Origin of the sequence: Microcoleus sp. N3A4, from assembly GCF_036701805.1 — a bacterium.
Classification (GTDB): Bacteria; Cyanobacteriota; Cyanobacteriia; order Cyanobacteriales; family Microcoleaceae; genus Microcoleus.
Genome location: NZ_JAUBRJ010000014.1, coordinates 68802 through 93754, shown reverse-complemented (window position 1 = coordinate 93754; position 24953 = coordinate 68802). Strand labels below are relative to the sequence as shown.

At 47.1% G+C, this 24953-nt stretch carries 16 protein-coding genes, 1 tRNA gene and 1 pseudogene; 7 read left to right on the top strand and 11 right to left on the bottom strand.

What is annotated here, in order from left to right; all coding sequences use genetic code 11:
• Positions 1-191 precede the first annotated feature (191 nt).
• Positions 192-4121 (top strand): EAL domain-containing protein, encoded by a 3930-nt coding sequence (locus tag QUA56_RS10885; RefSeq protein ID WP_333357023.1) that lies wholly within the window; start codon positions 192-194, stop codon positions 4119-4121.
• An 85-nt stretch (positions 4122-4206) separates the two neighbouring features.
• Here QUA56_RS10885 and QUA56_RS10880 read toward each other — a convergent pair whose 3' ends face one another.
• The 7 genes and pseudogenes from QUA56_RS10880 to QUA56_RS10850 all read right to left on the bottom strand — a co-directional run bounded on the left by QUA56_RS10880 (position 4207) and on the right by QUA56_RS10850 (position 16208).
• Positions 4207-8769 carry a PAS domain S-box protein gene (locus QUA56_RS10880; protein WP_333357021.1) on the bottom strand — a complete coding sequence of 1521 codons (4563 nt, stop codon included), beginning with the start codon at positions 8767-8769 and terminating at the stop codon, positions 4207-4209.
• A 1364-nt stretch (positions 8770-10133) separates the two neighbouring features.
• Positions 10134-10292, bottom strand: coding sequence for a hypothetical protein (locus QUA56_RS10875; RefSeq protein ID WP_333357018.1), 159 nt, complete (start codon positions 10290-10292; stop codon positions 10134-10136).
• A 12-nt stretch (positions 10293-10304) separates the two neighbouring features.
• Positions 10305-10787: pseudogene (locus tag QUA56_RS10870) on the bottom strand (malate dehydrogenase); the annotation flags it as partial.
• A gap of 372 nt (positions 10788-11159) precedes the next feature.
• The gene (locus QUA56_RS10865; protein WP_006635201.1) at positions 11160-11375 is read right to left on the bottom strand and encodes an NAD(P)H-quinone oxidoreductase subunit O; all 216 of its coding nucleotides are present in this window, start codon (positions 11373-11375) and stop codon (positions 11160-11162) included.
• A 276-nt stretch (positions 11376-11651) separates the two neighbouring features.
• Positions 11652-12614, bottom strand: a complete 963-nt coding sequence (locus QUA56_RS10860) for a DNA-formamidopyrimidine glycosylase (protein ID WP_333357015.1) — start codon at positions 12612-12614, stop codon at positions 11652-11654.
• A 2-nt stretch (positions 12615-12616) separates the two neighbouring features.
• Positions 12617-12997: a photosystem I reaction center subunit IV gene (locus tag QUA56_RS10855; protein ID WP_333357012.1), complete on the bottom strand. Its 381-nt coding sequence runs from the start codon at positions 12995-12997 to the stop codon at positions 12617-12619.
• A 742-nt stretch (positions 12998-13739) separates the two neighbouring features.
• Positions 13740-16208, bottom strand: a complete 2469-nt coding sequence (locus tag QUA56_RS10850) for an ATP-dependent Clp protease ATP-binding subunit (protein WP_333357010.1) — start codon at positions 16206-16208, stop codon at positions 13740-13742.
• Positions 16209-16673: 465 nt separating this feature from the next.
• On the opposite strand from QUA56_RS10850, the gene QUA56_RS10845 reads away from it, so the two are divergent.
• A complete protein-coding gene (locus tag QUA56_RS10845) occupies positions 16674-16856 on the top strand; it encodes a hypothetical protein (RefSeq protein WP_333357007.1) in 183 nt (60 codons plus the stop codon).
• Positions 16857-17102: 246 nt separating this feature from the next.
• On the opposite strand, the gene QUA56_RS10840 is transcribed toward QUA56_RS10845, so the two are convergent.
• A complete protein-coding gene (locus tag QUA56_RS10840; protein WP_333357004.1) occupies positions 17103-17669 on the bottom strand; it encodes a hypothetical protein in 567 nt (188 codons plus the stop codon).
• Between the two features lie 122 nt (positions 17670-17791).
• Here QUA56_RS10840 and QUA56_RS10835 point away from each other — a divergent pair, with 122 nt between their 5' ends.
• The 3 genes from QUA56_RS10835 to QUA56_RS10825 all read left to right on the top strand — a co-directional run bounded on the left by QUA56_RS10835 (position 17792) and on the right by QUA56_RS10825 (position 20863).
• The gene (locus QUA56_RS10835) at positions 17792-18805 is read left to right on the top strand and encodes a hypothetical protein (protein ID WP_333357001.1); all 1014 of its coding nucleotides are present in this window, start codon (positions 17792-17794) and stop codon (positions 18803-18805) included.
• Between the two features lie 178 nt (positions 18806-18983).
• Entirely contained in the window at positions 18984-20084 is a 1101-nt protein-coding gene (locus QUA56_RS10830) for a glycosyl transferase (protein ID WP_333356998.1), read from the top strand.
• 362 nt (positions 20085-20446) lie between these two features.
• Positions 20447-20863, top strand: a complete 417-nt coding sequence (locus QUA56_RS10825) for a secondary thiamine-phosphate synthase enzyme YjbQ (protein WP_333356995.1) — start codon at positions 20447-20449, stop codon at positions 20861-20863.
• Here the strand turns inward: QUA56_RS10825 and QUA56_RS10820 are convergent.
• On the bottom strand, positions 20850-21365 hold the full coding sequence (locus QUA56_RS10820) for a heme-binding protein (RefSeq protein WP_333356991.1): 516 nt from the start codon (positions 21363-21365) through the stop codon (positions 20850-20852). The genes QUA56_RS10825 and QUA56_RS10820 overlap by 14 nt on opposite strands.
• A gap of 420 nt (positions 21366-21785) precedes the next feature.
• Here QUA56_RS10820 and QUA56_RS10815 point away from each other — a divergent pair, with 420 nt between their 5' ends.
• Together QUA56_RS10815 and QUA56_RS10810 are read left to right on the top strand one after the other, a co-directional pair.
• A complete protein-coding gene (locus QUA56_RS10815; RefSeq protein ID WP_333356988.1) occupies positions 21786-22988 on the top strand; it encodes an EAL domain-containing response regulator in 1203 nt (400 codons plus the stop codon).
• Positions 22989-23152: 164 nt separating this feature from the next.
• A complete protein-coding gene (locus QUA56_RS10810; protein ID WP_445242895.1) occupies positions 23153-23887 on the top strand; it encodes a prohibitin family protein in 735 nt (244 codons plus the stop codon).
• Between the two features lie 130 nt (positions 23888-24017).
• Here the strand turns inward: QUA56_RS10810 and QUA56_RS10805 are convergent, their stop codons facing one another.
• Both QUA56_RS10805 and QUA56_RS10800 read right to left on the bottom strand, forming a co-directional pair.
• Positions 24018-24224: a hypothetical protein gene (locus tag QUA56_RS10805; protein WP_333356982.1), complete on the bottom strand. Its 207-nt coding sequence runs from the start codon at positions 24222-24224 to the stop codon at positions 24018-24020.
• 514 nt (positions 24225-24738) lie between these two features.
• Positions 24739-24811: transfer RNA gene (locus QUA56_RS10800), tRNA-Arg, on the bottom strand.
• Positions 24812-24953: the final 142 nt, after the last annotated feature.

The following is a 24953-nucleotide window of genomic DNA, read 5'->3' as shown; positions in this document are numbered from 1 at the left end:
GACAGATGCGATTCGTGCACCTATAGTTGAACCCAAACTCCAGCCGAGCAGTTTTGGGGCGTTCTGCTCCGTTGTTCTGGTTAAGATTAATGTGTTGTGGGCTACTGTCGATCGTCCTTTGCATCTGAACTCGCCATTTACCACAAGTTTAAAGAAAGTTGTCTTGCTAATAGATCGAGATCGATTAAAAAATGGAAAGTTTTATTCCTGAAAACTGTGAAGACTGTCAGGGCCGTGCCTCCCAGCCAGCCTTGTACCAAGAGTTGCAAATAACCAAAGAATTAATGCTGACGATCGCCAACTCGATGCCGATGCCCGCGATCGTCAGCAGTTTGGCTGACGGCACAATTCTTTATAGCAACGATTTATGCCGTCAGGCTTTCGGGCTGACAGGATTCAAGTCGATCGACCGCCAAAAAGTCGATATATTCTACCACAACTCCTCAGACCGCCAGGAACTGCTGTCGCGGCTCGCCCGCAATGCACACGTCCGCGAGACAGAAGTCCGTCTCAAAAAAGCTGACGGCACGCTGTTTTGGGCAACTGTATCGATGCGGTATTTGACATTGCGCTCGGAAAGAGCAGTTTTGTCGGTGTTCTCTGACATTACCGATCGCAAGCGAGCCGCCGCCCAGGAGCAGGAATTGCTCGCGTCAATCCACTTGCGGGCCCGCCAGCAAGCGGCCGTCGCTTACTTGGGGCAGCAGGCCCTGGCAGAAACAGATTTGTCTGCAGTGATGGACAAAGCTGCGGTTTTAATTGCTCAAACGCTGGACGTTGATTATTGTCAGTTGTTAGAACTGTTGCCCTCTGGCCACGCTTTTCTGCTGCGAGCGGGGGTTGGCTGGCAGCCAGGCCTCGTCGGCAGCGCTACTGTTACCGCTTCTGCCCGATCGCAAGCAGGTTACACATTGCTAGTGGGCCAAGCGACGATCGTCGAAGATTTGCGGGTGGAAACGCGATTTAGCGAGTTGCCGCTGCTGCACAACCACCGGGCTATCAGCGGCGTCACTGTCATCGTTCCCGGCAATCAGGGACTGGAGAGTTTCTTGGGACAAGCAGAACCGGAGAACACTACCTCTTCGCAGGCCTGGGGCGTTTTGGGGGTTCACACCAACCAAGCGCGGGTTTTCAGTCAAGATGACGTTTATTTTGTAGAAGCGATCGCCAACGTGTTAGCCGCGGCGATCGAGCGGATTCGATCGCAAGAGCGCTTGCAAATGATGGAACGGGCGATCGAAAGCAGCAGCAACGGCATTGTAATTACCGATGCGACGCTTGCAGACAATCCGATTATTTATGTCAATCCCAGTTTTGAGCGGATAACGGGTTATTGCAGAGATGAGTTAATCGGTAAAAATTGCCGGTTTTTGCAGCGCCCAGACACGAGTCGGGAGGCTGTAGAAGAGCTGCGAATCGCGATTGAAGAAGGCAGGAATACTCAAGTTGTATTGCAGAACTTTCGGAAAGATGGCTCGCCTTTTTGGAACGAAGTTTCTATTGCTCCGGTTTACAACTCGCGCCGACACTTAACTCACTTTATTGGAGTTCAAACCGACATTACCGACCGCCAGCGAGCGGAAGAAGAATTATTTTTAAAGTCTCAAGCTTTAGCAACTTTTAGCGCTAATCTCAAACACTTGCACCGGATTACAACTTATCATTATCAAAATTTTGAAGAACTGGTTGACGATTATCTAACAGCCGGTTGTTTAATGTTTGGACTTTCTATTGGCATCCTGGCTGAAGTTAAGAATGAAACTTTTATTGTGCGGGCAGCGAAAACAGATTTAGGAGACTTCGTGCAAGGCTTAGAATTGAACCTCAGCGATACTTACTGCGCTGCAGTGATTGAACTTAACAAAACAGTTGCGTATGCTCATATAGGAGCAGAAATTGAGATGCGCGAACATCCAGCTTACAAAAAATGCCAGTCGGAATCTTACATCGGAACGCCGATATTTGTTAACAATAAAACTTACGGTACTTTGAGTTTTAGTTCGCGAGAAATCAAGAAAAAAGATTTTGAGTACCAGGAAATAGAAATCATAGAATTGATGGCTCAAAGCATCGGTAAAATTCTGGCGGTTCACCAAATGGAAGTCGAACGGCAGCAGGCTGAAAAAGAGCGAGGCAAGTTGATAGTATCTCTCCAAGAAAGTGAAGAACGCTATCGCCGTTTAGTAGAACTGTCTCCCGAAGCGATCGCCGTTCACAGTCAAGGGAAAATTGCTTACATCAATGCAGCCGGCGCTAAACTCTTGGGCGCCAGCTCTCCGGCAGCGCTAATCGGCTTTCCGGTATTGAATTTCGTCCATCCAAGCTATACGGAAAAAGCCAAAGAGCGCATTCGGCAAGTCGAGGAAGAAAATCAGCCGATCGACCTTGCCGAACAAAAACTGATGCGCCTCGACGGACAAATAATAGACGTTGAAGTTGCCGGAATCCCCGCTACTTATCAAGGCTCGACCGCTGCCCAAATTATTATCCGAGATGTCACCGAGCGCAAGCGAGTAGAACAGCAACTGCTGCACGGCGCTTTTCACGACGCGCTGACGGGTTTGCCCAACCGCGTTTTGTTCATCGACAGGCTAGGACAAGCCATCCGCCGATCCAAACAGTCGCCTGATTATAAATTTGGTTTACTTTTCCTAGATTTAGACCGCTTCAAAGTAGTTAATGATTCTTTAGGACACGTTCTAGGAGACAAACTGCTAGTCGCCCTCGCAAACCGACTGCAAACCTGCGTGCGGCCTTCTGATACCGTCGCCCGGCTGGGAGGAGACGAATTCACCATCCTGCTAGACCACATTCACAGCCTCAGCGACGCCACCCTAGCAGCTAACAAGATACAAAAAGAACTGACTTTGCCGTTTCATATCGAAGGGCACGAAGTATTTACTACCGCTAGCATTGGCATTGTTTTCAGTCGAGGCGAAGTCACAGCAGCCGAAAGCGGCAGATTGAATCTGTACACTCACCCGGAAGAATTCCTACGCGATGCTGACATTGCTATGTACCGCGCTAAAGCTTTGGGCAAGGCGCGCCACGAGGTGTTTAATTTGGCGATGCACGACCAAACTATGTCGCTGTTGCAGTTAGAAAATGACCTGCGGTTGGCTATTTTGGGCAAGGAGGAATTAGGGGAAAGCAAGGATCAATGTTCGCACTTTATTGTGCACTACCAACCAATTGTTTCGATCGCCAGCGGTGCGATCGAGGGTTTTGAGGCTTTGGTACGCTGGCATCACCCGGTTCGGGGTCTAGTGCCGCCGTCTACTTTTATTCCTGTAGCTGAAGAAACAGGTTTGATCGTGCCTCTGGGAGCCTGGGTGCTGCGGGAAGCTTGCCGACAATTGCGCCTTTGGCAAGAAATGTTAATGAAGGAAGAAGGAAGAAGGAAGAAGGAAGAAGGAAGAGGGAAGAAGGAAGAAGGAAGAGGGAAAATTAATGCCCAATGCCCAATGCCCAATGCCCAATTCCCAATGCCCGATGCCCAATGCCCAATTCCCAATGCCCAATGCCCAATGCCCGATGCCCAGCCACCAATTTCCAATTTCCAATTTCCAATGATTGCTCCTTCGGAATTAACAATGAGCGTCAATCTTTCGGCAAAACAGCTTGGTCAACCGAGTTTGATCGAACAGATAGATGAAATTTTGGCAGAAACTGGCTGCGATCCGAGCTGTTTAAAATTGGAGATTACTGAAAGCGCGATCGTGGAAAATGTGAAGAAAGCCAATATTGTGCTAGCCCAATTAAAAGGTAGAAATATTCGATTGTCGATCGACGATTTCGGTACTGGCTATTCGTCTTTGAGTTGCTTGCACCGCTTTCCGCTGGATACCCTCAAGATCGATCGCTCTTTTGTCAGCCGCTTGGGGGCTGTCGAAAACGTTGACGGCGGTGGTCAGCCTTTGCAGATTGTGCGGGCGATCGTGACTTTGGCTCACAATTTGGGATTGAATGCGATCGCCGAAGGTGTTGAGACAGCCGAACAGTTAGCACAGCTTCGAGAAATCGACTGCGAATTAGCTCAGGGATATTTGTTTTCTAAACCTTTGGACAGTTCCGCCATCACGGAAATTCTGATAAATCTCGGTAATATCAAGTCCCGTTAAATAGCAGTGCGAGCCTCCGGCTTGGCTCCGAGGGATGCTGGCTTTCCCAATTCCCAATTATCAATTACCAATTCCCAATTCCCCATTAGCAATTAGCTTTGAGCGGAATCTCGATCGCAAATTCTGCACCCTGTCCCGGCGAAGAAGTGCATTTCAGCGACCCGTTGTGTCTGTCTGTAACAATTTGATAGCTAATTGACAAGCCCATCCCAGTGCCTTTTCCCACAGGTTTAGTAGTAAAAAATGGGTCAAAAAGTCGATTGCAGACAGTCTCTGTCATTCCCGGCCCGTTGTCAGCAATCCGAACCAGCACTCGATCGGGTTTTGGCATTTCAGTGCAGATGCGAATCCGGCTGGGATTTTGCCGCATTTGGTCGGCAGACAGCCCCGCGTCTCTCTCTTCCAAAGCATCTAAAGCATTGCTCAAGATATTCATAAATACTTGATTTAGCTGTCCGGCATAACATTCTACTAACGGCAATTTGCCGTATTCTTTAATCACCTCAATTTCTGGATGATTGTGTTTGGCTTTGAGCCGGTGCTGCAAAATCATCAGGGTACTATCTATGCCTTCTTGAATGTTGACTGCTTTCATTTCTGCTTCGTCCATGCGGGAGAACGTGCGAAGAGATGCAACGATTTGCTGAATTCTATCTGCACCGACTTTCATCGAGGAAAGCAGTTTCGGCAAGTCATTCATCAGAAAATCGAGTTCAATAGCTTCTACTTCCTCTTGAATTTCCGGAACTGGATCGGGATAGTAGTTTTGGTAAAGTTCGATCAGGTGCAGCAAGTCTTGAGTATAGTCCTTGGCGTGGCTGAGATTGCCGTAAATAAAGTTAACTGGGTTGTTGATTTCGTGGGCGACGCCTGCCACAAGTTGACCGAGAGATGACATTTTTTCGCCTTGAATTAACTGCGATTGAGCGCTCTTTAATTGCTGCAAGGTTTGCTCTAATTCGAGAGCTTTATTGCGAGTTTGGGCGTAAAGATCGGCTTGGTTGAGGGCGATCGCCAATTGAACTGTAATCGCTTGCAACAATTCTACTTCACTGTCGCTCCAAGGCCGCACCGAATTGCAGGAGCAGCAGGTAACTGCACTCATTACCCCGGAAAGTGCCTGCATAGGGATGATTAATACAGATTGGTAGCCGATCGATCGAAAGGTTTGTTTCCAAACAGGATCTGGGACTGTTTCGACATCATCGACCCGCAGCATTTCCATCTGCAAGATTGCTTCTCCAAGAGAACCGAAGTCGGAAGCTTGATAGCGACCTGTTAAATCCGAAAGTTCGGGGAGGCGAGATTCTTTTATTGTCTCCCAGTAAGGTTCGTCTCCGTCGCAGCGATACCAGCTAAAGTGGCAACGATCGATCTGCATGAAAGCGCGAATTTCCTGAACTGCGACTGTAACAATGCTGTCGAAGTCGAGGGAATTGCGGATTTGAGCGGTGAGAATATTGAGTAATTTTTCTCGATCTGCCTGCTGCTTGAGTTGGGCTGACGATCGCCTCAAGGCAATTTCTGCTAGCTTGCGATCGGTAATGTCTTCGGTGACAGCTAATAGATATTGCGGTTTGCCATCAGCGTCGAGAATTGCGGTTTTCTTCGTATGAAATATGCGAGTATCGCCTTCTCTTGTTTGAATCAGTTCTTCGGGAATGTCTAAAATTTGCCGGCTGGCGAGCGCTTCCCGGTCTTTGGCGGTGAAAAAGTCGGCTTGTTCTCTGGGGAAAAAGTCGCAGTCCTTTTTGCCCATAACTTCTGCTGTACTGAAACCGAGCAACTCTTCGGCGGCCGGGTTCCACAGTACAAATCGCAACTCTTCTGCTTCTTTGCAAAATACTCCTACGGGTATGGTTTTGAGCACTGATTCCATAAACTTTTGAGCCTGTTGCAGTTCTGCTTCTGCAAGTTTGCGATCGCTAATATCTCGGACGTTGGCAATGACGCTGAGATTGCCGTTGAGATGAATTCTGGACAGGGCAACTTCTACATCAAAGGTTGAACCGTCGTTGGGACGCCTCGCTTTCCATTCCACGCGGGGTGTTTCGCCGGCTAATACTCTTTCCCAAAGTTCTCCAATTTGTTCAGTGGAATTGTCCCCCGTTGAATAGTCGTTTTTAATTGATAATTTTTTTGCTTGTTCCTGGCTCACTCCGTACATTTCTAACATTCGATTATTGACATCGAGAATGTTGCCTTCTAAATCGTGAATGAAGATAGCATCGTAGACATTGTTAAAGATGGTTCGCAGGTTTTGTTCGGAAACTTGCAGTGCTGCTTCTGCAAGTTTGCGATCGCCAATTTCTTGTTCTAACTGGGTGACTGCTTGGGAAAGTTCAGCCGTGCGATCGCTCACTCTGTCTTCTAACTCGGCTGCTGCTTGTCGCAGCGAGGCTTCGGCGGCTTTGCGATCGGTAATGTCGAGCGCCGTGCCGAACAATTTTAGCACTTTGCCACTAGCATCGGTTTCAGCGCGACCCAAGGCGTTGAGATGCCGCAGCGTGCCGTCGGGACGGCAAAGGCGGAGGTCAAAATCAAAGGGGATGCCCGTTTCGAGTCCCTGCTGTATTTGAGTCCGCCACAATTCCAAATCTTCGGGATGGATCAGAGCGACCTGTTCGGCTAGGTTGGGGGAAAAGGCGGCCGGTTCGAGTCCGAAGATGCGGAAGAGTTCCTCTGACCAAGTGATGGTTCCGGTGGCTGCGTCGAGTTCCCAATTGCCGACGTGGGCGAGTGCCTGGGCTTCTTTTAGCTGCCGCTGGCTGTTGCGGATGGCGGTTTCGGCAACTTTGCGATCGGTAATGTCGAACAATACGCCGCAAAATACGATTTCGCCGTTCTCGCTGCGGGTGGGCATGGAGTCGCCCTGCCACCAGCGAATTTCGCCGTCTGGCTTGACTATTCGCCCTTCGTAGTGCCAGAGAGAGAGATTTTCTAAGGCTTCGTTGACGGAAGCGAGGTGGCTTTCCAAGTCTTCGGGGTGGACGCGAGAAATGAATGTATTTAAGTCTCCCATCATTTCTGCTGCTGTGACGCCGGTAATATCGAAGATGCGATCGCTCATGTACTCAAATTTCCACTCTCCCTCGCTGCTGCAAAATTGAAACACTGCTCCCGGGAGGGTGGCAGCGATCGTCCGAAACCTGGTTTCGCTGACACTGAGGGCGGCCAAAGTCTGGCGCAGTTCTGCCGTGCGTTCTTCAACTCTGCGCTCTAGTTCGGCGTTTGCGTGTTGCAATGCGGCTTCTGCGCGCTTGCGATCGGTAATGTCGGTGGCTGTACCGGTGGTGCCGAGGAAGTTTCCGGTTTCGTCGTACAGGGCGATCGCGTTGAACATTAAATGTTTCATGCTACCGTCTTTGGCGATTTGGGTGGTTTCGTACTGGAAAATAGATTCTCCGGCAAACAGGCGGGCGAAAACTGCTAAATCTTTCTGGCTTTGTTCTGGTGTCACAAAGTCGGAGAACGGCCGACCGAGCATTTCTTCTGGTTCGTAACCGTAGATGTACTTAACTGCTGGGTTGACGAAGGTGTAGCGCCCGATCGCATCGACCGACCAAATCATGTCTTGGGAGGTTTCTACCAGGCTGCGGTATTTGGTTTCGCTGGCTTTGACGGCTTCTTCTGCTTGTTTGCGTTCCGTCATGTCGCGGGAGACGGCGATTGTCATTGTGATGCGATCGTCTTCGTTGCGGATGGGTGTTTTGACTGTACTAAACAGTCGCACTTCTCGATCGTGCCGCGCGATCGGTTCTTCGGAAATTTCTAGAGTCTGTCCGGTGTCAAATACGAAGGCGTCATCTTTAATGTACTGGAGAGTATGGTCGGGATCGGAGAAAGGTGCGTCTACGATGCCTTGAAGTTCCTCTTGAGTCATGCCGTAATAATCGCGAAATGCTTTATTAGCCCAGACGATTTTTGATTGAGGGCCTTTGACTAATACTAGATCGGCGATCGAATCGAGAATTTGTTGATATTTTTGCTCGCTGTCGCGGAGTTTCTGCTGCGCGGATTCGATTTCTGCTATTTGCCTCTGGGTTTGCAAGTGCAGTTCGGCTTGGTAGATTGCAACTGCTAAATGGTCGCCTACTTGTCTGGCAAATTCGATTTCGTCTTCTTGCCACTCGCGGGGTTGACCGCAGGAGTGAATGCACAGCAACCCCCACAAATGTTTCCCTTGCAGTAGGGGTACAACTAAGTTGGCTCGGATTTGAAATCGCTTGAGGATTTTGAGGTGGCACGGGCTTAACCGGGCTTTGTAGATGTCCGTGACAGCTTGAACGCAACCTTTGGCGTAGTTGGCTGCAAATTGTTCGCCGAAGCAGTAGTCGCGGACTCTTGCTCCCAAAGATGGGCTGTATAGGGGAAGTACCTCTTCGGATACTACTTCGCCCTCGTTCCATTCGGATTCGGGAAGAAAGCGGTAGACGGCGACTCGATCGGCATTTAGGAGTTGCCGGACTTCAGTGGCTGTGATTTTAAATATTGTTTCTAAGTCTAGAGATTCGCGAATTTTGCCAATCACTGCCATCAGCGCTTGCACCTTTTTGAACCAGGTTTGAGATTGCGTTTGTCTTTCTAGGTGAGCTAGCTTCTGGCGCAGGTTGGTTACTTCTTGATACAGGTATTGATTCAACATCATGCTATTTCTTTAGTTATTTTGCGGTTTGGTATCGAGGTTGATGCTATCTCAATAGCGCTCTGCAAGTTGAGCCTGGTAAATCAAAAGGGCAAAGGAAAAATTCTCCTCCTTCTGCTAGCACTTAGCAATTACTCGCGGTGCATTTCCGTATTTTTTCTAGATTGGGAGGTCTAGCGAGCATCTTAAGTCCCGTATATTTACAGAGAAAGCGGGCGTTGATGTGTTACTGGATAAATTGTCAACAATTGAAACTTTTGCTAACAAAACTTAAACATAAACCCGCTTTTTTAACGTAATTAAGTCAGGGAAGCTCCGAAAATGGAAACAATAAACCGGGTTTGGTGGCGGAGCGAGGGGAGCGTGCTGACTAATTTTGACATTTTTTCACTCGCCTTTGGTTGCAGTTGTCACTTTTTTATTATTACCGCAAACTCGATCGATGGTTTCCTTGGCTTTGCGCTCGAATATTCGGTTGAGAACGCATCTGTCAAAATTTGTTTAAATTGAGCCGATCGCCTTTTATTAAGTTTTCGCTAATTCTCGATTTATCAGTCCTAAATTCGATTTTATACTGCCTTTGGGGCAATCCGATCTTTGAGATAATTTTTGTTACCTTCTGATTGTTTTATGCTATCGATCTGATTTTTCGATCTTAGAAAAATCTACCGAAGTAGAGGTTAGTTTTAGGTTAAACTTTTGAGGTAGTTGCAGGCTCTGGTTAAATAGACTGAACTCAAAAGCGATTCCCTACCCTACCCTTCGGGAACCCCTCCGGGGAACGGGAACGCTTCGCGAACGAGATAGCTTCGCTTAACGAACACTTTTTGCCCGATTTTTGCATTTTTTGAGAATTGTAAAAATTTTTAGATAATACTAATATTACAGGGTATCATATTTTTGACTAAAGTCAAGGTATTTCTAGCTAAATGAATAGAACTGGCGATCGCGAGAGTTAAAGTTTGGGCGAAGTAATGATAAATCCCGTATAAACTCGCGTTTCGGTTTCTATCTTTAAAGTGCTAAGCTGTTACGCATTTAAACGACTAATGAACCGGGTAAGGTGCGTCAGAAGCGAACACTTACGCTTGATGCGGGAAACGCTTATGTACTGACGCACCCTACAATCGTCCTTTAAATGTCGAACAGCTTACCGTGCTGTCAGGCAATAATATCGCGAGTCAGAGACAATCCCAAACCGATTGCTTGTACCGTCGGTTTAGCAGTAAAGAAAGGATGGCAGATTTTTGCTTGAATTTCTAGAGGAATTACGATGCCGTTGTTGCGGATACAAAGTTCAACTATTTTTGCAAATATTTGCGTTTTTACTAAATTTTGAAGTAAAATTTAGTATTTTTATTTGTTATTTACTGCCAACTTTTCTCTTTTTGAAAGACAGCATAACAAGGACGATCGATGATATTTATAAAAGCGCGGTTGTGTTCCGAAAATGCTACTTCCAACTGAGCGATCGCACTGCAATACTCAGTATAAATTATTATAGTGAAGCGGCGAGCGATCGGCAAACTGCTACAAGCTTAAGAAGCCGTTTTCAGTATCGCCCTAGCTTCCTCAATATTTTGGGCAACCAATTTGCCCGACTCGATCGAGGCTGCGCTTTTGGTATCGCTGAGTTCGAGTGCCACTACCTCTTCGACACCCTGACATCCCAAGCGGCAGGGAACTCCCAAAAATATATCTTGCACGCCGTATTCGCCGTGTAAATAAACTCAGCAAGGCAAGAGTCGCGACTGATTGAGTAAAATTGATTCTACGATCGAACAGGCAGAAGATGCGGGGGCAAAATAAGCACTAGCAGTCTTCATCAATGCGACAATTTCTGCGCCGCCGTGGCGAATCCGCTGTACGAGTCGATCGCCCCAGCATCCATAAGTTGACCGATGGGAACACCGTTGACAGTGGAATAGCGCGCAAAGGAACCATCAAATCGCCGTGAGAACCGTGACAGTTGTATTGACTTCAACAATTGAAACGCCCAATTCCATAGCAATAAAAGTTTGAGTTTAGATTTTAGATTTTAGATTTTAGATTTTAGATTTTAGCAATCAGCTTAATTCGGGTAAGGTGCGCGCCGCGCACCTTACCCGAATTAAGAGCAGTGATGTTTAGTTTTGGTGAGTTATATTAAATCCGGTAGCATCGGAATTATAAGAGTGCGAGCGTCGAGAGAAATATACAGCATATTCCATGTATATGCGGTACACACAACAAGGGTCGTAAGTAAGGTGCGTCGCCACCCGCAAAGCGAGCAAGTTCCATTAAACATGAGCAGCGACGCACCCTACATAACACGTACCGCACAATAGAGCTTTATAGTGTACTTCACGAACCACCGAATATGCTGTATAATTCCAATGCAACCGGAAACGATATTAATTAAAATCTTCGAGTTGGTCTACCCGCAGCCAAATATTGGGGGTGGGTACTTTGCCAAATTTAACGAAGGCGTAGTCGCCGCGAACATCCATCACTTCGCCCTTTGTTTCAAATATATAGGAGGAAAAGCGCTGGTCGCTGGCTTTGGCTTCTAGACTGTTTTCCAATTTTTCGCGTACAGCGCGAACTATACTGCCTTTCTTGATTGCCATAACTTGCTGTGTTTAGTTTAAAAAACTATACAAATTTTAATCTAGATTTGCCTGGAAAGGACTTCTTCTTTCTTCTAACATCTGGCACCATTCTCGATTAACAGGTCTTTCGGGTCTGTTCCACAATAGTTCAATATTCTTCTGGGCTCGGTGTCCCGCCCGCCCCTGACAGCCTTATTGACAATGGTGCAAGATATCAGTTCTTCCTTCTTCCTTCTTTCTTCTTTCTTCTTCCTTCTTCCTTCTTCCTTCTTCCTTCTTCCTTCTGCTTATTGCTTATTGCTGACACGCGGGGCAAAAATGAGTCGATCGCCCTGCTAATTTTATACGTTGGATGGTTGCGGAGCAAGTGCGGCAGGGTTGACCGGCGCGATTGTACACCCAAGCGACGCCGCCGTAGTTGCCGTTCACACCTTGGACGTTGAGAAAATTGCTAAAAGTGGTGCCACCGGATGCGATCGCCTTCTGTAAAACTTGAATAATAGCTGTATGGATGCGCCCAATTTGCTCTGCCGTCAAATCCGCACAGAGAGTAGTCGGCAGCACTCCCGACACAAACAAAGCTTCATCTGCGTAGATATTGCCCAAACCTGCTACCAGTAACTGGTCTAGCAAAGCTGTTTTAATGGGTCGCGCGCGCCGGTGCAGCTTGCGGGCCAAATATTCTGTTGTAAACTCGTCTGAAAACGGTTCCGGGCCTAAGAGTTTTAGACCCGTGACAGTGCTGGAAACCTCGGTTTCAGCAGGCACGTACCACATTTGCCCGAAGGTGCGCTGGTCTACAAACCGCAATTCTTGGTTTCCTTCAAAAAACAGTCGCACTCGCGCGTGTTTTTGCAGGGGTTCGGATCGGTTCACCCACAGCAGTTGTCCTGTCATCCGCAGGTGAACGCCCAACCAGCCGGCTTTTGAAGGCAAAAGGGAGGGGTAGAAAGAAGGCGTTCGGGAAGAGCTTGGAGTTTGGGCAAGAAATTCTCCCACTCTCCCACTCTCCCCCTCTCCCCCTCTCCCCCTCTCCCTTTCTCCTTCTGGGAATTGAGATAGTTCTGCCAGTAGATATTTGCCCCGCCTGTACCAGCGGGCGATCGACTTTCCTTTGAGTTGTGTCAAAAAATCGGTCGCAGAAATCGGGCGGGCGATCGAACTGTTTAACAATACGTCCCCGCCCAAGATTTCTCGATCGAGGGTTGCTTGATTCAAACCCCGGCAAATAGTTTCAACTTCTGGCAGTTCTGGCACAATTAGCGCTGTTCTGTTCCTTGATTGGGCGAACCTTCGACGGTGCCGGGCTCTTCGGCGCCCGGTTTGCTGTCCGTCGTAGTTTTCGGCTGCTGGGGGGCTCCTCCGCTGCCGGTTTTCCGGGTTTTCTCTTCGATCGTGGTTTGTTTGCCGCCGGAAGCTACTGGAGTCGCTGCTTTCGCTTTGGCTTTGGGTGCTGACACTTCTGTTAATTCGCTTTGGGCGAAGTTGTTGGTGTTGACGCCTGCATAATTTACGGTGTTAAAGCGAACGATAACTGGGTATTTAATGCCGCTTTGGTCTACCGTAGCAACGGTGCCCACTTCTTGATACCAGAAGGATTCTTTGCGGAGAATCCGGACTGTAGAACCGCGTTGAACCATGAGCTTTTTTTCCTTTGCGATGAATAAACGGATCAAGCCATTTTTTTTACTCTAGTCGATCGCGCGGCGCATTTAAAGTCTGTAAGGGAATTTTTGCCTCCCGCGCCGTTTTTTGGTCGGATTATTGTAAAGAAAAGTAAATACTTTGGTAGAGCGATCGCTGCTGGCAAAAAATAAATAAACCCACATTATCCATCAAACAAAAGCAGTTCGATTGGATCTATAAAAAACTTTACAAATAGGAGAGCGGGCCGGAGCGCCTACATACTGCATTAATAGGATTTACCCAGAGCTGCGTGGCAATCCCCCCGCGTGAAGCGTACTCGCGCTCTTGGAAGCGCCCCCAACCAGAGCGTTTTGTAGGGAATGAGAATTAAATAACTTGCATTTTTTGTAGGTTGGGTTGAGGAACGAAACCCAACCCCACGCTTGATTGTTGGGCGGAGTGAAACGGAGGGTTCGTGCCACGGGCCCAACCTACGGAAGTTATTTAATCCACGATCCTAGGGGGAATCCCCCCGCGTGAAGCGTAGCGATCGCGCTTTTGGAATCGCCCCCCTGGAGGGGAAGGTTGCATCAGCCGTCATTCAGTCAAGTTATCAACTATCTAGTCTGGCAATATTTGAAGCCTCTATCTAAATATCAGTTGCATTTTTTTGAACTGGTATTTTTTAATTAAAAACCCGGTTTCTTACAGAAACCGGGTTTTTAATCAACGGTATTTATCCGCGTGTCTATCGGATTAGTGACTCAAAGCGAATTCGGGCAATTTCGGCTCAGATGAACCATCTGGCAACACCTTAACCTGACCGTTTTCATCCACATCAACGATCGCACTTTGACCGTCTTTCAGCTTCCCAGACAGCATTTCCTCAGCCAGTACATCTTCCAACAACCGCATGATTGCGCGCCGCAAAGGTCGAGCACCGTAGCTGGGATTGTAGCCTTCTTTAACTAACAGTTCCTTGAACGCTTCTGTCACCGACAAAGTGATACCCTGTTCCGTCAAGCGACCGAATATTTCCTGCAACAAGATGTCAGCAATCTGCTTGATTTCTTCCTTATTCAACTGCCGGAAGACAATAATTTCATCCAGACGGTTGATAAATTCAGGACGGAAAAACTGTTTCAGTTCTTCGTTTACCAAACTCCGCACGCGGTTGTATTGAGAGTCTGCTGCGCTTTCAGTAAACTCGAAACCGAGGCCGCCGCCGCCTTTTTCAATCACCCTCGAACCGATGTTTGATGTCATCACCAGCAGCGTATTCTTAAAGTCTACTGTCCGACCTTTGGCATCGGTCAAGCGGCCGTCTTCCAAGATTTGGAGCATCATGTTGAAGACATCCGGGTGAGCTTTTTCGATTTCGTCGAATAAGATGACCGTGTAAGGACGGCGACGGACTGCTTCTGTTAGTTGACCGCCTTCATCGTAGCCGACGTAACCCGGAGGCGAACCGATGAGTTTAGAAACAGTGTGGCGTTCCATGAATTCAGACATATCTAACCGAATCATCGCTTCTTCGGAACCGAAGAAATAAGCTGCCAAGGCTTTTGTAAGTTCCGTTTTGCCGACGCCTGTGGGGCCGGAAAAGATGAAACTGGCGATCGGGCGGTTGGGATTTTTCAAGCCTACCCGCGCGCGGCGGATGGCCCGAGAAACTGCGCTGACAGCTTCTTCTTGACCGATCAAGCGCTGGTGCAGCGTGTCTTCCATGTGCAGCAGCAATTCCGATTCGGATTCTGTCAGCTTGCTGACCGGTACTCCCGTCCAATTAGCCACGATGTGGGCGATGTCTTCTTCGGTGACGGTGGGAGAGGTTTTGACTTGGCTTTTGTTGATCGTAGCTTCGGCGATTTCGGCTTCAATTTCTAATTCGCGATCGCGCAATTTTCCAGCTTTGTCGAAGTCTTGCTCGCGCACGGCAGTATCTTTTTCTTTGGTTACTGCCGGCAGTTGTTTTTTGAGTTCTTTAACTTCGGGCGGGGTTTGCGAGTTCATCACGCGGACGCGGGAGCCTGCTTCGTCAATTAAGTCGATCGCCTTGTCTGGCAAAAACCGATCGTTAATATACCTGTCAGACAGTGTAGCCGCTGCTTCTAAAGCTGCGTCGGAAATTGTCAGTCTGTGGTGCTGTTCGTAAGCCGATCGCAAACCGTACAATATTTCTATTGTTTCAGCCACGCTCGGTTCGCCGATTTTTATCGGTTGAAAGCGGCGTTCTAACGCAGCGTCGCGCTCGATGTGCTTGCGGTATTCGTCTAAGGTAGTGGCGCCTACACACTGCAATTCGCCTCTGGCAAGGGCGGGTTTGAGCATATTGGAAGCGTCCATGCTGCCTTGAATCGCGCCTGCACCAACTAAGGTATGAATTTCATCAATTACCAGAATGATGTTGCCTGCTGCGCGAATTTCCGCCATAATTTTCGTCAGCCTTTCCTCAAATTCGCCTCGGAATTTTGTACCAGCAATCAGCGAACCCATATCGAGGCTGATTACTTGTTTGTCTTCTAAAATTTCCGGGACGTTTCTGTTAACAATTCGCTGGGCGAGGCCTTCGGCGAGGGCTGTTTTGCCGACTCCCGGTTCGCCTACTAACACGGGATTGTTCTTCGTGCGGCGGCCGAGCACTTGGATCACGCGCTCGATTTCATTTTCGCGGCCCACAACGGGATCGAGTTTGCCTGCTGCGGCTAACTTGGTCAGGTTTGTGCCGAATTCTTCTAAAGTCGGGATTTTGCGATCGCCGCTATCTCCCCTACCTCCGGGTACCGCCGCGACTTCTCCCACGGCACGAATTACCTGCGTGCGGACTCTCTGGCGATCGATACCCAAGTTTTGCAGCACCTTCGCCGCCACCCCTTCATCGTCTTGAATCAACCCCAGCAGGATGTGCTCGGTGCCGATGTAATTGTGGCCTAACTGCCGCGCTTCGTTCAGCGCCGTCTCAAAAATGCGCTTGACGCGGGGCGTAAAAGGAATTTCCGGCGGGAGGAACCCGGAACCTCTACCGATGATATTTTCAATTTCATTGCGCGCCTCTTTCAAGTTGAGGCCCATATCCAGTAATACTTTTGCAGCGATGCCAGTGCCTTCGCCGACGAGTCCCAACAGGATTTGCTCGGTGCCTACAAAATTGTGGCCGAGGCGCCGCGCTTCCTCTTGGGCTAGCATGATTGCTTTAATGGCTTGTTCTGTAAAGCGTTCAAACATATTTTTTCTATCCTACTGTCTTGGCGAGGGCTGTATCGCTGCTGGTGAGGAGCGATTTGGAACACTACACAAATTATAGATGTAAATTTTTGTGTATTTCCTTCTCTAACAATGTATCTTGCTAAGGGGGGAGGGACAGTGGGGAGACCCGAATAGTAGGGGTGTGGTTGCCGTCCGCTGTCGATCGGATATTAATTGAGAATAATAGTAGCAAAATGGCTTGATTCCATGAATACTATCATTTTATCTATAAATAGATTCTTGTACGAGTAAATAAAGCTTGATTTTTTTTACCTAAGTACGTGGTTTAATCAAGCATATAACAGTTGCCATGTCAAGACTTTTTACGGTTGCCATGTCAAGACTTTTGACGGTTGAGGGTGGTCGTGCCGTCAGCCAACAGCCAACAGTCAACAGCGAACAGCGACTCGAATCAGATATATTTTCAACTCTGAGGAGAACTCCATGCAATTTCTCTCGCAATACCAAATCCACTCCACTCTCCACGAAGGTATGGAAACGATTATTTATCGAGGAAAAAGCCCCACCCACCCAGAGACAACCGTACTCAAAATCCTGAAAGCTGAATATCCCACCCTCGATGCAATTACCCGGATCGAGCACGAGTCAGTAGTTAGACAGAATTAATTACACAAATATAGCAGTCCTAAATCTGTCGCAAAATCGAGCTAGATCGGAATCCTTGTAGTGCGAGCATCTTGCTCGCGTACTATTTTTCAAATCATTTAGGATTGCTATACATAGTAAAATGATAAGCTGTTGCGGCATTTAAATTGTCTGTCAAAAAACAATCAAACAATGAGTGGGGAGTAGGGTTGGGCGTCCCGTCCGCCGAGTACGTGCAATTTAAATGCGCGACAGCTTATTGATGAATTAGAACCATCCTGAAAGCAATTGTTCAATTACTTTCACAAAGCCGATCGCAATTTGAATCAACGGCCAACCCACAAAACAAATTAACACCGCCCAGCGAGTTTTAATATCCAAACCTTGGCGAACTGCCACAATTACAGCTAGCAAACTCCACACAGCTAAGATCCGCTCTATTCCTTCTCCCAGCAAGGGAATTAATGTTAAGAAATTCAACACTTGGGGGCCGTAAGCAAATCCGATCGGAACTAGCAACTCCCCATAAGTTACGTGACCCGGTTTTAGCCACTCCCCGATTTTAAAGATCGTGAAAGTCCAAAAATAATAACCCCCCGCTACTGCCAAACCATCTATCAAAAGTGCTAAAAATAACACTAATGGCTCAGTTCGATTGATTAACAAGATGACGGCACTGCCCAACACGCGGGAAAGCGCTGCTAAAATTACAATCGTTAAAGCTATCCGCTTAGTTCTGGGAGTATAGGGAGTTTTTTCGTAAAAATTGCCGTTCAAAGAAAGTGCGTTCCAAAGCGTTGCGCCCAAACCTGCAATTGAATCTTCTCCCTTCACGTTTAACTCTTGCTCCTCAAGATAGTTGACAACTTTTACAAAATAAGCTCTAATACAGCAGAATCACCGAACTATTTCTAGGTAATTAGGTAATTAATTGGCATTCTACCAGATTTTATTAAATGCTAAGATTGATTTTGCGGATACTTGCATGGCTGCGCGGGGGCAGTTTAAATTTGCTGATTGTCGCAGGTGTAATCCTGATAATTTGGGGCATTCTTTCGCCGGTGGGAACTGTTATATGGTGGCTGGGTCAAAGTGCCGAAACTTTGGGTATCAAGAAAAGTCCGCCGGAAATATTGCCCTCAAATAACAGCAATCCACAAGCCAGCAAGTCTTCGCAGCTCAATTGTTATATCATCTTTTTACCGGGAGTTGGCGATTTTTCGGGGGACGAATTAACGCCTGGCGAAGAGTTTTTTCTCAAGCGTTTAGTTAAAAGTCACCCGCAGTGCGTAGCAGTGGGCGATGTTTTTCCTTACTCAGCTTCTAACAAAAGTTTAGGAGGACAGCGGTGGCTAGCTCCTTTTTGGCGGTTTGCAGAAAACGCCAAAAGCGGGCCGATTGCGGGAAATATATTCATTAAAATTCGCAATCTCTGGAGGTTTGCAATTTCTCTAGATTATCGCTACGGCTTTGCATACAATCAGGGAATTGCTAATGCAATTATCGATCGCATGAATGCTCAATCTCCGATTTCAGTTAATCCTCAACAACCTTTGAAAGTTATTTTAATTGGCACTAGCGGCGGCGCACAAGTTGCTTTGGGTGCTACTCGCGATCTTAAAGAATGGCTGAATGCAGAAATTACTGTTATTTCGGTTGGGGGCGTGTTTTCGGGAGAGAATGGTTTTGCAGAAGCCGATCGCGTTTTCCATTTTCGCGGCACTCGCGATTCAATTGAGGATATTGGCGGCATAGTTTTTCCGACTCGCTGGTACTGGTTCGCGACTTCTCCTTTCAATCAAGCTCGTTTGCAAGGCCGCTATGCAGAAGCTTTCAGCGGCCCTCACAAGCACGACGGCGATGATGGATATTTTGGGGAAAATCGGGCGGCGGACGGTCAAAAGTATGTAGATATAACCCTGGACAAGATTAATCAATTGCCTGTTTGGTCACAGAGCAAGTCTGATTGATGAGTTCTTGCATATTCGATAGTCATTAGTTATTAATTTTGTCATTGTTCGTTCTGCGTCCCTTGAAGCTTGGCCTTGTTGCCTTCGGGTCTCTACCTCCAATTCCCGATGCCCGATGCCCGATGCCCGATGCCCCATTCCCAATTCCCAATTCCCAATTCCCAATTCCCTATTATCAATGTCTCGACCAACATTATATATTGCCATCACGAATCACGGATTCGGCCACGCTGTCAGAGTCTCCTCCGTAGCTGCAAAAATTCAAGAATTAAATCCAGATATTTTACTAATTATCACAACAACTGCACCTCGCTGGCTGCTAGAATCTTATATTACTGGCGACTTTATCCACCGTCCCCGCGCTTTTGATGTGGGAGTCGTGCAAGCTGACAGTTTGCATATGGATAAAGACGCGACGCTGGAAAAATTGCGGGAAATTCGGAAAAAGCAAAATTCGCTAATTGCGGGCGAAGTTAATTTTATCAAGCAAAATCGGGTGGGTTTGGTGCTGGCAGACATTCCTCCTTTGGCAACGCGAATGGCGGCATCTGCTGGGGTTCCTTGCTGGATGATGAGCAATTTCGGGTGGGATTTTATCTATCGAGATTGGGGCGGGGAATTTGCAGAAATGGCAGATTGGATTGGTGAGTGTTTCGGAATGTGCGATCGGCTTTTTCGTCTTCCTTTACACGAACCGATGCCAGCTTTCCCAAATATTCAAGATGTTGGCTTGACTGGCGGCAATCCTCGCTACAGTAACGAAAAAATTCGGGAAGTATTCGGAATCGAAACACCGCTGGAAAAAACTGTATTGTTGACTTTCGGCGGACTGGGTTTAGAGGAAATTCCTTATCAAAATTTACAGCAATTTAGAGACTGGCAATTTATTACTTTTGATGCGGAATCTCCCGATTTGCCGAATTTGATTAATATCAAAAATCAGGAGTTTGCACAATCTTTCCCGATTTTACCGCGTCCGGTTGATATTATGCCTGTCTGCGGGCGCTTAGTTTCTAAACCGGGATACAGCACTTTTGCCGAAGCTTTGCGCTTGGAAATACCTGTTGTTTCTATCATGAGAGAAGGTTTTGCAGAAGCTGCGGTGTTGCTGGAATGGCTTCAAAATTATGCGGAACATCAAATTGTGACGGCGGCGGAGTTTTTTGAGGGGGATTGGGAGTTTTTGCGACAACCGCTGCATCCGCCGCGTTTGTCGGATAAGTTGGATAAAAATGGTACGGAGGCGATCGCCCAAGCTGTTGTAGACTATTTTGAATAGGGCGATTAGAAATCATGACTACACCAACAAAGCTGGAGGACTGCGATTGAAATCGCTTAAGTGGTAGGTTGGGTTGAGCAACGAAACCCAACATCCAATTAATAGACCTCTTGCAAAAATAATTAGGACGGGATCAGGGGCCCATCACACAAGAAAAAATAACTCTTGCGGGATGGGTCTCAGATCCCGTCCCATCAATTGATGAAAAGGATTTTTGCAAGAGGTCTAATGAGTGTTGGGTTTCGTGCCTCAACCCCAACCTACAGAATAAAAAAGGAAGAAGTAAGATGTAACAATAGGAGAATATTTTTGCATCAGTCTCATCCAAAATCTAAAATCCAAAATCTAAAATCTAAAATCGAATGTCTCACTATCAACAGATACTCAAGATTCAAACTACAGGGAAGTCTCTGTGCAAAATCACTCCTAAGATAGAAGATGCGGTGGCGAATTCAGGTATTAAAACAGGACTTTGTAGCTTATTTTTGCGCCACACTTCTGCTAGCTTGCTGATTCAAGAAAATGCTGACCCGGATGTACTTAAGGATTTGGCTAACTTTTTGGCTAAACTGGTACCGGAGGGCGATCGCTACATTCACGATGCCGAAGGCCCAGACGATATGCCGGCGCACATTCGCACTGCGCTGACTCATACTTCCGAACAAATCCCGATCGATCGCGGCAGGTTGCTGTTAGGAACTTGGCAGGGAATTTACCTGTGGGAACACCGCCAGCGGGGTCACATTCGCGAATTAGTTGTTCACGTCAGCGGCAGTTAATCGGAATTTGCACCTCGCTGATTTTAGTTGCTTCCGCTGTCATCGGGGAATTGTAAAAAAAGCGGCGCGGCGGCCCGACTATTTCGTATTCAGGATGTTCTTGAAGCCAATCTTTGAGTTTCTGGAGGTTATTTTCGTAGCTTTCCCAAGTGTAGGCCCCGCGCACCCCGATGCTGACAACCGTCATCGGCGAAGTATCAGTGACTTCTACAGCGGAGTTAACGCTGCTGGGGGCGATATTTGGTGCGGGATAGAGGAACGAAACTTCTGCGACAGGAACTGCATCGATTTCCCCGGAAGTTTCCGTGTAGCGCGCTTCTACTGGCGTTGTCATCGCAATTTGGTTGTTGCTGATGTGTTGAAATAAGGGATTGAAGGCGATTCCAGTTGCTTGTCGCAAATCGCCCGCGTGGGTGTAGGTGACAGCGCGGTACTGAGGATATTGCTTAACTTCTATGACCCCAATCTGTGCGGGTTCAGGGAATCCAGTAGGTAATACCATTTGAGATGTGAAAGTTGAGATTTTACATTGACGAATGGGGAAGACTGACTCCGCAAGGGTTTGAAACTTGCTTGCAGTTGCATTGTTTTTGGCAACTGGTATAAATAGGCTGAGATTGTTTGCAGACAATCGTTCAGGTGGCACAATTAGTTTAGCAGTTATTCAGGGCGCTGCTAACTATCGATCGCCTAGAATTAGTTTAGAGATTATTAATTAAGCTCGTAATAATACGGACGGCACTGAGTAAGCAGAGAAACATTAATCTAGTTGTCCTTGAAAAATTTGCGTTTTTCAGAGGCGTCTGCTATTTTGTCGGAAAATATTTGGCTGTTGGGCCGATCGAGCTGCGCTTTCTCAGTGATTGCCACGCCGATCGCTTTCAGCTAGAGGGTCAATTATATCGCTTTCAGGGAATGACATATGAAAAAGATTCTAGTGATTGAGGACGAGCAAGTAATTCGGGAGAATATTCTCAAACTCCTCAAATCTGAAGGTTTTGAGGTGACGGGTGCAGAAAATGGATCGCAAGGTTTATCTTTGGCGGTGTCAAATCTTCCCGACGTAATTATTTGCGACGTGATGATGCCGGAACTTGATGGATACGGGGTGTTGGTGGCCTTGCGATCGAATCCTGTTACTGCTACAATGCCTTTTGTTTTTCTCACCGGTAAAGCCGATCGCTCTGAAATGCGGCAAGGTATGGAATTGGGAGCAGATGATTACCTGACTAAACCTTTCACTAAATCTGAACTTGTGGGGGCGATATCGAGCCGCTTGAAGAAACAAGAAGCTGTCGCCGAACAGTACAATAATTTGCGATCGCAAAGCAGCGAATTTATCCAAGATACCGCCGAAAAATTAGACCAGATAAAAACAAGTTTCTGCAACGCCCTGGAACGAGAAGAATTCCAAGTTTACTATCAGCCGCAGGTCAATGTCCAGACAGGTAAAATTATTAGCGCAGAAGCTTTAGTGCGCTGGCTGCATCCAGAAAAGGGGCTGATTTCGCCCGCACAATTTATTCCGGCTGCCGAAGAAACTGGCTTCATTGTACAGTTAGGCGAGTGGGTTTTGCAGACAGCTTGCAGGCAAGTACAAGTTTGGAAAAATGCTGGTTTTTCGCTGCGGGTAGCGGTGAATCTGTCGCCGCGCCAATTTCACCAACCGGATCTGTGCAGCAGAGTTGCCCAAATTTTAGCAGAAACTGGTTTGGAACCGAGCAGTTTGGAATTAGAGCTGACAGAAAGTTTGATGGTGGAGGATGCCGAAAGCGCGATCGCTACTTTGCAACAATTGAAAAATTTGGGAGTTTGTATATCTATTGACGATTTTGGAACTGGGTATTCTTCTTTAAGCTATCTGACGCAATACCCATTCGATACTTTAAAAATCGACCGCTGTTTCATCAGCAAGATCGCCGAGGGTTGCACAAATGCAGCGATTGTGAAAGCTATTATTGAGATGGCGCACAGTCTCTGTCTTGAGGTAATTGCCGAAGGAGTTGAGACGGAAGCAGAAAAAGATTTTCTCTGGCGCTACGAATGCGATACAATGCAAGGATATTTGTTCAGTCCTGCTTTGCCGGCCGCAGATTTTGAACAGTTGCTGATGGAAGGCAAATAGAATATTGCTGAAGTCAATATTTGTCCTATAATCAAGTGCGATGGGGGTGGAATATGGTTAAAAAATCCAGCAGGAAAGTTGACTCACGCAAATCAAGCAATAAAAAAAATAAGGATGTTTACATAGCTATCCAACTAACTATAGTGATAGTGCTTTTAGCTATTATGTCCAAATTTTTTGTCATTGTCAACGCTGGAGAACGGGGCGTGATGATGCAGTTTGGTAAAGTGCAAGAACAGATACTCGGAGAAGGACTTCACGTAATTATCCCCATAGTTCATAATGTACAAAAGTTGAGCGTGCGAGTGCAGAAACAGGAAAGTTCCGCTGAAGCTTCCTCAAAAGATTTGCAAGATGTTTTTACAGATGTAGCGCTCAACTGGCACATTATCCCAGAAGAAGCAAATGTTATTTTTCAACAAATAGGTGACGAAAAAGCAGTGGTCGATCGCATTATCGATCCGGCAGTTGAAGAAGTATTAAAAGCAGTCATGGCAAAATACACGGCTGAAGAAATTATTACTAAACGGGGAGAAGTTAAAGCCGGAGTTGATGATTTTTTGACCTTGAGGCTGGTTACATATCACATTGCCGTTGACGATATTTCTTTAGTGCACGTTCACTTTTCTGAGCGGTTTAGCGATGCGGTGGAGGCGAAACAAATTGCCGAACAGGAAGCAAAAAAAGGCGAGTTTTTAGCGCTGAAGGCAGCAAAAGAGGCGGAGGCTAAAGTGAATTTAGCTAAAGGGGAAGCTGAAGTGCAAATATTGCTGCGAAACAATTTGACTTCGGAACTTTTGGAAAGGCAAGCTATAGAAAAATGGAACGGGAATTTGCCGCTGATTGTTGGTGATGGCGGTAAAAACTTATTGGACTTGAGGAGATTGTTGGATAGATAATTATTGGACGCACGGGCGGCAAGAAACCAGTTTTTTTTACAAAAATACACGGCGTTTAGCCGGAACTTCCCCAATTGACAAAAGGCGTATTCAGTGCGTAGCAAGGTTTTTAAAGATTTTTGCTGCGGATTTACTGGGTACAAATCAGAGAAACGCATAGCCGATCCAGAGCCTTTTGTTGCAGGATTGTTGGCTCCGTAATATTATCAAAAACCAAACTAGCACCGGCAATAGTTGATTGAATTTGATTGTGAGCGATCGTACTCATATCTGCTAGTAACGTTGGGAAACTATAGCCTTTCTCAGTAACATGAGGTACCCGAGGTGCATAGGGCATAGGGCATAGGGCATAGCGCATACCTCACCACGCTTGAGAACCGCTATATGAACGGGTAAATTATCATCAGTCCGCTTGGTTCTAGCCTTGGCTTTGGTACGATCGCTTGCTTGAGCCTTAACTACAGATTTTTGCTGAAGATGAGCTGACTCCCAATCATCCTCGTCAAACAGAATTGTCGCTAACAGATCGCGCATATGCGATTCTACATCAGTTACACGAGCGCAACGGCGACTTAGGACTGAAGGTGCAGATGTTGGAGCAAGAACTCAAGGAAGCACGGCGCTCGCGGGAGGAAAATAAAAACTCAGCTCCGACCGTCGCAGAATTTCCATAACCAGCCGACTTGCTCAACCAGTTGAAGGCCAGACGCAAAAAGTCCGGGGCAAACTTAGCAGATATGGAGGCGGTTTTAGAGATACTTGGAACTGATGGGAGCGAAATTTGAGCGGAAAATAGGACGATCGGTAATACAATTAACCTGAAACCCTTGCTCCGCAAAAGATATACAATATGAGCACGGAGGGATTTGAACCCCCGACCCTCAGGACCGGAACCTGATGCTCTATCCACTGAGCTACGTGCCCTCAACTCTTTAGAGTATAGCACGTCTTTCGGAAAATGGCTAGTCCGATCGCAAATTCGATCGCCAGTCTCTAAACCGCTTGACCGATGGGGGTTCAACTCGCCCGCGCGATCGCTCGTATCAGGCAGTTCTCGAACCCAGGG

Coding starts and splice junctions, on each gene's coding strand:
- QUA56_RS10885 (WP_333357023.1), top strand. CDS start 192: ATGGAAAGTTTTATTCCTGAAAACTGTGAAGACTGTCAGGGCCGTGCC.
- QUA56_RS10880 (WP_333357021.1), bottom strand. CDS start 8,769: ATGATGTTGAATCAATACCTGTATCAAGAAGTAACCAACCTGCGCCAG.
- QUA56_RS10865 (WP_006635201.1), bottom strand. CDS start 11,375: ATGGCAATCAAGAAAGGCAGTATAGTTCGCGCTGTACGCGAAAAATTG.
- QUA56_RS10855 (WP_333357012.1), bottom strand. CDS start 12,997: ATGGTTCAACGCGGTTCTACAGTCCGGATTCTCCGCAAAGAATCCTTC.
- QUA56_RS10850 (WP_333357010.1), bottom strand. CDS start 16,208: ATGTTTGAACGCTTTACAGAACAAGCCATTAAAGCAATCATGCTAGCC.
- QUA56_RS10845 (WP_333357007.1), top strand. CDS start 16,674: ATGCAATTTCTCTCGCAATACCAAATCCACTCCACTCTCCACGAAGGT.
- QUA56_RS10835 (WP_333357001.1), top strand. CDS start 17,792: ATGCTAAGATTGATTTTGCGGATACTTGCATGGCTGCGCGGGGGCAGT.
- QUA56_RS10830 (WP_333356998.1), top strand. CDS start 18,984: ATGTCTCGACCAACATTATATATTGCCATCACGAATCACGGATTCGGC.
- QUA56_RS10825 (WP_333356995.1), top strand. CDS start 20,447: ATGTCTCACTATCAACAGATACTCAAGATTCAAACTACAGGGAAGTCT.
- QUA56_RS10820 (WP_333356991.1), bottom strand. CDS start 21,365: ATGGTATTACCTACTGGATTCCCTGAACCCGCACAGATTGGGGTCATA.
- QUA56_RS10815 (WP_333356988.1), top strand. CDS start 21,786: ATGAAAAAGATTCTAGTGATTGAGGACGAGCAAGTAATTCGGGAGAAT.
- QUA56_RS10810 (WP_445242895.1), top strand. CDS start 23,153: ATGTCCAAATTTTTTGTCATTGTCAACGCTGGAGAACGGGGCGTGATG.
- QUA56_RS10805 (WP_333356982.1), bottom strand. CDS start 24,224: ATGCCCTATGCACCTCGGGTACCTCATGTTACTGAGAAAGGCTATAGT.